Below are 1,216 nucleotides of genomic sequence, written 5' to 3'. Positions count from 1 at the left end.
TTGAATGTTCATTGGTTCTGAGTTCGCAAATGGATCATGGCTATCTGCAGGGGAACTTTGTTTTTGATTATTTTGGGTTGCTGAAGGTGGTGGAGTGGGTACATTTCCTCTTTCCTGACGACTTTCGAGCATTTGGAAACTGTCTGCCACAACTTCAGTCACATATACACGTTGTCCTTGTTGGTTTTCGTAGTTACGTGTTTGAATACGGCCAGTAATGCCAATCAAAGCGCCTTTTTTAGCCCAGTTGGCTAAGTTTTCGGCTTGTTGACGCCAGATGACACAATTAATGAAATCAGCCTCACGATCTCCGTTTGCATTTTTAAATTGACGGTTTACAGCTAGGGAAAAAGTAGTTACTGCTTGATTTTGGGGTGTATATCTAAGTTCAGGATCACGTGTAAGGCGGCCCACTAAAGTAACATTATTGATCATTTAATTTCCTCATTTTTTCTCTGCTCTACAAGCTCTATCCACGTTTTAAGTTCACTTATATCTTCTTCAGTCGCAAAGTCTCTAATGTATCTTCGAGCTTGTCTGCGAGTAGTATCATGTTTCGTTTGGTTCTGTTGCAAAGTTCCCCATAACACCTGATTTATTGTAAAATGTAATAAAAAAGAATGCGAGGACAACAGATGAATCATTTTAAGGGCAAACAATTCCAAAAAGACGTGATTATTATCTCTGTTGGGTATTATCTTCGCTATAATTTGAGTTATCGTGATGTTCAAGAGATGTTATATGATCGTGGCATGGTTCTGTTGCAAAATTCAAAAATGAAAAGCAATGAATGTTAAGTCCTAGATGTTTTATGCAGGAATACCCATTAATACCTTAATTTCAGTAGATACCGAAAATCCGAAGAGCGTTCCATTTCTTCGGTTCTTTTTGTATATTCCTCGAATTGTTTCCATGCCCTTAATCATGGTTGAGGCAGTTCGTAGACTTCGATAAAATTTATTGCGTCGTTTGATTGGTCGATGGTCTTGCTCAATGAGGTTATTGAGATACTTCACGGTTCGATGCTCTGTCTTAGTATATAAACCGTTACTCTGTAACTTTCTAAATGCAGAACCAATAGAGGGCGCTTTATCCTTGACAATTACTCTTGGTTGACCAAACTGTTTATGTAGTCGTTTCAAGAACGCATAAGCAGCTTGAGTATCCCGTTTCTTGCGTAGCCAGATGTCTAAAGTCAATCCATCCGCATCAATTG

Annotated in this window: 2 protein-coding genes and 1 pseudogene; 1 reads left to right on the top strand and 2 read right to left on the bottom strand. The window is 38.7% G+C overall.

Annotated elements, in window-relative coordinates; all coding sequences use genetic code 11:
* Positions 1-435 (bottom strand): single-stranded DNA-binding protein (gene ssb / locus ABZS58_RS51415; protein ID WP_354792159.1); only part of this gene is annotated, 435 nt, incomplete at its 3' end.
* Positions 436-635: 200 nt separating this feature from the next.
* Here ssb and ABZS58_RS51410 point away from each other — a divergent pair.
* Positions 636-755: pseudogene (locus ABZS58_RS51410) on the top strand (IS6 family transposase); the annotation flags it as partial.
* 54 nt (positions 756-809) lie between these two features.
* On the opposite strand, the gene ABZS58_RS51405 reads toward ABZS58_RS51410, so the two are convergent.
* A partial coding sequence (locus tag ABZS58_RS51405) for a transposase (RefSeq protein WP_354792158.1) occupies positions 810-1,216 on the bottom strand: 407 nt, incomplete at its 5' end.

This window comes from Dactylosporangium sp. NPDC005555 (genome assembly GCF_040605635.1).
GTDB lineage: Bacteria > Actinomycetota > Actinomycetes > Mycobacteriales > Micromonosporaceae > Dactylosporangium.
Note: the sequence above shows the minus strand (reverse complement) of the source record. Positions and strands in the feature narration are given on the sequence as shown.